Annotated in this window: 8 protein-coding genes; 6 read left to right on the top strand and 2 right to left on the bottom strand. The window is 64.7% G+C overall.

Going from position 1 to position 7,230, the window contains the following annotated elements:
• Positions 1 to 813 (top strand): MFS transporter (locus PGX04_RS11135; protein WP_273738569.1); only part of this gene is annotated, 813 nt, incomplete at its 5' end.
• A gap of 117 nt (positions 814 to 930) precedes the next feature.
• Here PGX04_RS11135 and PGX04_RS11130 read toward each other — a convergent pair.
• Together PGX04_RS11130 and PGX04_RS11125 are read right to left on the bottom strand one after the other, a co-directional pair.
• A complete protein-coding gene (locus PGX04_RS11130) occupies positions 931 to 1,377 on the bottom strand; it encodes a UPF0179 family protein (RefSeq protein WP_273738568.1) in 447 nt (148 codons plus the stop codon).
• Positions 1,378 to 1,509: 132 nt separating this feature from the next.
• A complete protein-coding gene (locus tag PGX04_RS11125) occupies positions 1,510 to 1,938 on the bottom strand; it encodes a DUF5820 family protein (RefSeq protein WP_273738567.1) in 429 nt (142 codons plus the stop codon).
• Here PGX04_RS11125 and PGX04_RS11120 point away from each other — a divergent pair.
• From PGX04_RS11120 to PGX04_RS11100, 5 genes are all read left to right on the top strand, one after another.
• Positions 1,937 to 2,164 (top strand): hypothetical protein, encoded by a 228-nt coding sequence (locus PGX04_RS11120; RefSeq protein ID WP_273738566.1) that lies wholly within the window; start codon positions 1,937 to 1,939, stop codon positions 2,162 to 2,164. The two genes, PGX04_RS11125 and PGX04_RS11120, sit on opposite strands and share 2 nt — an antisense overlap.
• 246 nt (positions 2,165 to 2,410) lie before the next feature.
• On the top strand, positions 2,411 to 2,638 hold the full coding sequence (locus PGX04_RS11115; RefSeq protein WP_273738565.1) for a hypothetical protein: 228 nt from the start codon (positions 2,411 to 2,413) through the stop codon (positions 2,636 to 2,638).
• Positions 2,635 to 4,707, top strand: a complete 2,073-nt coding sequence (locus PGX04_RS11110) for a PrkA family serine protein kinase (protein WP_273738564.1) — start codon at positions 2,635 to 2,637, stop codon at positions 4,705 to 4,707. Before PGX04_RS11115 ends, PGX04_RS11110 begins: the two co-directional genes overlap by 4 nt.
• 1 nt (position 4,708) lies before the next feature.
• Entirely contained in the window at positions 4,709 to 6,997 is a 2,289-nt protein-coding gene (locus PGX04_RS11105) for a PrkA family serine protein kinase (protein WP_273738563.1), read from the top strand.
• A partial coding sequence (locus PGX04_RS11100; protein WP_273738562.1) for a DUF444 family protein occupies positions 6,988 to 7,230 on the top strand: 243 nt, incomplete at its 3' end. The genes PGX04_RS11105 and PGX04_RS11100, both read left to right, overlap by 10 nt.

Here is a 7,230-nt window from a genome sequence, read left to right as displayed (position 1 = left end):
ACCGGCATCGCGACGGCCGGCCTCGGCATCGGGATGGTCGCGATGTCGCCCGCCGCGAGCGCGCTCATCGGCGTCCTCGAGTGGCGGTATGCGTTCCTCGTACTCGTCGTTGCCGCGACGGTCGCCGTCGCGCTCGTGACACCGCTGTTCGCCGACGATCCGGCCTCGAGCGATACCGATCCGGGCGACGAGTTCCCGGACGGCGTTCCGGACCGCAACCCACCGGAGTGGAATGCCTATCGGCGCGAACTCGTCGCCGTCGCGATCTCACGGCAGTTCCTGCTGGTCATGACGGGCTGGGTACTCGTCTATGCGACCCTGTACGCCGTACTCGTTCACATCGTCCCCTACACTGGAGATATCGGTCTCGGGGAGGAAACGGGTGCGGTGGCGCTTGCGACAATCGGCGGGACGACGGCGGTGGCCCGGATCGGGATCGGTGGGCTCGCGGATCGATTCGGTCGCGTTCGGACGTTCGTCGCGTGTTCGGGCGTCATGGGGGCAGCAACGCTGTCGCTGCCTCTCGTCGGTTCCCCGCTCGGACTGTACGGGTTCGCCGTGGTCTTCGGGATCGCCTACGGAGGCAACGGTGCGCTGCTCTCGCCGCTGACGGTGGACCTGTTCGGGACGGCGAACCCGAACGCGATTTTCGGGCTCGTGTCGATGTCCTTCGCCGTCTCGGGGCTGCTCGCTCCCTGGGCCGCCGGTCTCACGTACGACCTCGCGGGAACGTACACGCCGGCCTTCGTCGGCGCGGGGATCGCCGGACTGCTCGGAGCGGGGCTCCTGGCGATCGCCGGCGCTGTGACGTAACGACCCGTAACGAGACTGACGTGGAAGAAGTCGGTTTTGAATCGACGATAGAGCGGGCGGGCGAGAGTCACCGAGCGATTGGTTGTGCTTCTCGAGTTGGATGCCGCGACCGACGCGTTAGTCGTCGGTCTCGAGTTCGACTAACTCGAGGGGGCGGTCGAGGTGACAGACCTCGTGGGGCGGGTCGCCGATGATTTCCCGAATTCGATACTCCTCGTCGAATTCGACGCCGTCGGGCTCGCAGTACTCGTGGCTCGGACACGCGACGTACGGACAGGGACCGGGGAGGCTCGTCTTGCTGCCGGCGAACGCTCCCTTCGACGCGATGTTCGCGCGCGTCGGCGCGGGTTCGACCTCGACGGCGCGAACGCCGCCGTCGTGCATGGCGCACTCGAGCGTCTGGGCGTTCTCGCGGATCGAGGTGATGCGATACTTCGTCCCGGGCTGGAGATTGAGACACTGACTGCGGTAGGGACAGCCGGCGCAGCCGTCGGCCTCACCCTCATAGACGAACTCGGTTCCCGGTTCGGCCAGCCGGGAGCCGACGAGTGTAACGGTCGACATACCCACGCGTAGTTTCCACTGGCGGTTAAGCGTCACGTCCCGGTGGTCGACCGGAGCATCGCGGCGAGGGGGTCGATCGGAGTACCACGGCGAGAGATTCGGACTCGAGCACAGATTCGGACTCGAAAGCGGTCAGTCCGCGCTATCGTCGCCGGTGAGGACGTCGAGTCGGTCGAAGTACTCCTCGCGAGGGACCTGATAGAGCGATCGGTAGTCGATCTCGCCGTCGTCGAACTGGCGGGCGAGTGCGACGGTCCGTTCGAGGGCCGCCTCCCGGGTCGGAAACCGAAGCGTCTCGCCCGAGACATCCGGCTCGAGATAAAGCGTGACGAACCAGTCCGCGGAGTCGGCGGTGTCGGCGGGGTTGACGCCGGGGCGGCGGGTCCGCTTGCCGTGGGTGAGATACAGCGTCGGCAGACAGGGCGCCGGGAAGTCCGCGGCGTTGAAGACGTCCGGTCGGTACGCGAGGACGAGCCGGCCGTCTTCCCCTTGGCTCCAGACGGTCCAGCCGTCGGGGAGCTGCGAGCGGTCGATTCCACCGTCCGTCTCCGAATCCGACATGGGAGTCGATAGGACTGCCGGCCCTATAGTAGCCACCGAATCGGCGGGCGTCCTCCCCGTCGACACCGCGATCAGTCGGATGATGAGCCGCCCGGCCGCACCGGGACGCCGGTCGAGAGGGCGGGCCGAACCAGTCGACAGCGGTCTGTCGAACCCGCGAGATCGACGTGACAAACCGGCGGTGGAAGAGCGCGCGCGAGCCGACATGGACGCTGCAGGCCGGTGATTTATCCGATAGACCGCCGAATATGGGGTGTGATATCGACCACCAATATATACTTCTGTAAGTATTTATCTGGAATAAACTCCTGATAAATACCTTTTGGGGCTAAGGCTAAGTACCTGGATTACTCACTCATTAAATACTATCGGTATCCGTTCAGCGGTCCGATCCACTCCGCGCTCGTCCCCGGCGCATCGTCGTCCGCGGCCAGCGGGGTCACCGCACGACATCGAGTGGAAGAGACGACACATGACACGCAATATAGCCGCCCGCGACGGAGTCGCACTCCGCGAGAACCCGCTCGAGGAGCCCGGCGAGTACGACGCGCTCACGTCGGGTGACGCGACGCGACGGATTCCGACAGTTCGGCCACGAGACGCCTCGATCGGTCGAACGGCGTCCGCTCACGCCGTCCGTGCACGCACGGACGATTGCACTGCAGACGGGGGAACCCCGCAACTGGCAATGATACCATGACCGGTGACATCGAGACACTCGAGCAGCTCAGTACGGATTACCAGGAATCGATGCCCGCAGACCTGCGGGAAACAAAGTCCTTCGACTGGTACCTCGAGGCGGTGTACGAGGACCCGAGGATCGCCCGCAACGCCCACCAGCGCGTCGCGGACATGTTCGATTACTACGGCACCACCTACGACGAGACCGAAGGGATGGTCGAGTACCAGCTCGCGAGCGAGGACCCGCTCGGTGACGGCGAGAACACCTTCTACGGGAAGGTGATCCACCAGTCGATCCACGAGTTCGTGAACAAGGTCAAATCGGGTGCGCGACGCCTCGGCCCCGAGCGCCGGATCAAGCTCCTCCTCGGTCCGGTCGGCTCCGGGAAGTCCCACTTCGACAAACAGGTCCGCACGTACTTCGAGGACTACACGCTCAGGGACGACGGTCGGATGTACACCTTCAGGTGGACCAACCTCTGTGACGTGATTCAGGACCAGGACCCGGCCGACGACACCGTCCGATCACCGATGAATCAGGACCCGCTCGTCTTGCTCCCCGTCGAGCAGCGCCAGCGGGTCATCGACGACCTCAACGAGAACCTCGACGCACCGTACACGATCCAGAACGAGCAGGCGCTGGACCCCGAAAGCGAGTTCTACATGGACCGGCTGCTGGCGTACTACGACGACGACCTCCAGCAGGTCCTCGAGAACCACGTCGAGATCGTCCGCTTCGTCGCCGACGAGAACAAGCGCCAGGGCCTCGAGACGTTCGAGCCCAAGGACAAGAAGAACCAGGACGAGACGGAGCTGACGGGAGACGTCAACTACTCGAAGATCGCCATCTACGGCGAGAGCGATCCGCGTGCGTTCGACTACTCGGGCGCCTTCTGTAACGCCAACCGCGGCATCTTCTCCGGCGAGGAGCTGCTCAAACTCCAGCGGGAGTTCCTCTACGACTTCCTCCACGCGACCCAGGAGCAGACGATCAAACCCAAGAACAACCCGCGGATCGATATCGATCAGGTGATCGTCGGCCGGACGAACATGCCCGAGTACAAGGACAAGAAGGGCGACGAGAAGATGGAGGCGTTCAACGACCGGACCAAGCGAATCGACTTCCCCTACGTCCTCTCCTACGAGGACGAGGCCAGCATCTACGAGAAGATGCTGCAAAACGCCGACGTCCCCGACATCAACGTCGAGCCCCACACCCTCGAGATGGCGGGCCTCTTCGGCGTCCTCACGCGCATCGAGGAGCCCGACACCGAAACCGTCGAACTGCTCTCGAAGGCCAAGGCCTACAACGGCGAGATCGACGAGGGCGACGATATCGACATCAAGAAGCTCCGCGAAGAGGCCGAGGCGACCGCCGAGATCGGCGAGGGCATGGTCGGCGTCTCTCCCCGGTTCATCGGCGACGAGATCGCCGAGGCGATCATGGACTCCAAACACCGCCAGCGAGGCTTCCTCTCGCCGCTGACGGTATTCAACTTCTTCGAGGAGAACCTCGAGCACCACGGCTCGATTCCGGAAGACAACTTCGAGAAGTACTACCGCTACCTCGAGACCGTGCGCGAGGAGTACAAGGAGCGAGCCATCGAGGACGTCCGCCACGCGCTCGCCTACGACCTCGACGAGATCCAGCGCCAGGGCGAGAAGTACATGGATCACGTGATGGCCTACATCGACGACGACACCATCGAGGACGAACTCACGGGCCGCGAGCAAGAGCCCGACGAGACCTTCCTGCGCAGCGTCGAGGAGAAACTCGACATTCCCGAAGACAGGAAGGAAGACTTCCGTCAGGAGGTCTCGAACTGGGTCTCCCGCCGTGCGCGTGAAGGTGAAGCGTTCAACCCGCAGGACAACGAGCGCCTGCGCCGTGCGCTCGAGCGCAAGCTCTGGGAGGACAAGAAGCACAACATCAACTTCTCCGCGCTGGTGTCGGCCAACGAGTTCGACGACGACGAGCGCTCCGCGTGGATCGACGCGCTGATGGAACAGGGCTACTCCGAAGGCGGAGCCAAAGAGGTACTCGAGTTCGCCGGCGCGGAGGTCGCCAAAGCAGAGATGGAAGACTAACATGGCACGAGGAACCGACTACGTCAGCGACGCCGACCGCGCCCTCGAGGAGACCTACGAGGAGCCGATGCATCTCGCGGCGTACGTCGACCGCATCTTCGAGAACCCCTCGATCGCCTCCCACGCCTCGAAGTACCTGCTCGAAGCGATCGAGGCCGCCGGTACTCGAACCGTCGTCGAGGAGGGCGAGGAGAAGGAGCGCTACCGCTTCTTCGACGATCCGCACAACGACGGCGAGCACGCGATCCTCGGCAACACCGAGGTGCTCAACGGGTTCGTCGACGACCTCCGATCGATCGCCGCCGGCCGGGCGAAAGACGAGAAGATCATCTGGTTCGAGGGGCCCACGGCGACCGGAAAATCGGAACTCAAGCGCTGTCTGGTCAACGGCCTCCGCGAGTACTCGAAGACGCCCGACGGTCGCCGCTACACGGTCGAGTGGAACATCTCGACCGCCGACGCCGGCGAGCGCGGCCTGAGCTACGGCGGCGACGCGAGCGCGGCCGACGAGCAGAACTGGTACGAAAGTCCCGTCCAGGCCCACCCGCTGTCGGTGTTCCCCGAGAACGTCCGCGAGGACCTGCTCGAGCGACTCAACGCGGAACTCGACGATCACGTTCCCGTGCAGGTCGACGCGCAACTCGACCCGTTCTCCCGGGAGGCCTACGACTTCCTCGAGGAGCGCTACCGCCGGGAGGGCGAGGAGGAACTGTTCTCGGCCATCACGGACGAGGACCACCTCAGGGTGAAGAACTACGTCGTCGACGTGGGACAGGGCGTCGGCGTCCTCCACTCGGAGGACGACGGCCCGCCCAAGGAGCGCCTCGTCGGCTCGTGGATGCACGGCATGCTCCAGGAATTGGACTCGCGGGGCCGGAAGAACCCGCAGGCGTTCAGCTACGACGGCGTCCTCTCGCAGGGCAACGGTGTCCTCACCGTCGTCGAGGACGCCGCCCAGCACGCCGACCTGCTCCAGAAGCTGCTGAACGTCCCCGACGAGCAGTCGGTGAAGCTCGACAAGGGGATCGGGATGGACGTCGACTCCCAGCTGCTGATCATCTCGAACCCCGACCTCGAGGCCCAGCTCAACCAGCACTCGGATCGCAACGGGATGGACCCGCTGAAGGCTCTGAAACGCCGGCTGGACAAACACCGCTTCGGCTATCTGACGAATCTCTCGCTCGAGACGGAGCTGATCCGCCGCGAGCTGACCAACGAGACCTCGGTCTGGGAGGCCGAGAGCTACGACGAACTCGAGGATCGGATCCGCGCGCCGGTGACGGTGACGGTCAAAGGCCAGGACGGCCGGACGCGGACGCAGGAGTTCGCGCCCCACGCAGTCGAGGCGGCCGCGCTGTACGCGGTCGTCACGCGACTGGACGAGGAGGACCTCCCGAACGGGCTCGATCTGGTCGACAAGGCCCGGATCTACGATCAGGGCTACCTCCAGGAGGGCGACACCCGGCGGGAGAAAGACGAGTTCGACTTCGACGACGACGGCAACGACGGCGACCACGGTATTCCCGTCACGTACACGCGAGACACGCTCGCAGAACTGCTCCAGGCGGACCTCGAACGCCACCACGCGGAGCTGCCGGTCGAGGACGTCGTCATGCCCCGCGACGTGTTGAACGGCATGGTCGAGGGGCTGGCCGACGCGCCGGTCTTCTCGACGGGCGAGCGCTCGGAGTTCGAGAACCGCGTCGTCCCCGTGAAGAACTACATCTACGACCAGCAGGAGAGCGACGTCATCGAGGCCATTATGCACGACAAACGCGTCGACGAGGAGACCGTCGCCGAGTACGTTGAACACGTCTACGCCTGGGAGACCGAAGAACCGCTGTACAACGACCGCGGCGAGCGCGTCGAGCCCGATCCGCTGACGATGAAGCTCTTCGAGATCGAGCACCTGGGCCGGTTCTCCGAGGCGGAGTACGAGGGGAACCTCCCCCGCGAGAGCGTCCGGAACTTCAGACGCGAGAAGGTCATCACCTCCCTGAATCGCCACGCCTGGGAGCACCGCAACGAGGACTTCTCGGTCGAGGACGTCGACCTCACGGCGATCCCGGTGATCAAGACCGTCCTCGAGAGCCACGACTGGGACGACGTCGAGCGGACCTTCGAGGACTTCGACCCGCGACAGTGGAGCGATCCGCCCAGCGGAACCGAGACGGCGGCGGTCAAGGAGAGCACGATCGACACGATGGTCGACCTCTTCGGCTACACCGAGGCGTCGGCCGAGCTAACCAGTAGACACGTCATGGGACAGGTGAGCTACAGATGGGACTGAGAGACGACCTCGAGCGATTCCGCGAAGTCGGCGAGGAGCGCCGCGAGGATCTCGCCGACTTCATCCAGTACGGCGACCTGGGCCAGAGCCGGCCCGGGGAGATCAACATCCCGGTCAAGATCGTCTCGCTGCCGGAGTTCGAGTACGACCAGCGCGACAAGGGCGGCGTCGGACAGGGCGAGGACGGCACGCCCGACACCGGCCAGCCGGTCGGCCAGCCACAGCCCCAGCCG

It is taken from the genome of Natrinema soli, from assembly GCF_028618695.1.
The sequence above is the reverse complement of the archived record's forward strand: the minus strand, read 5'-3'. Positions and strand labels throughout refer to the sequence as shown.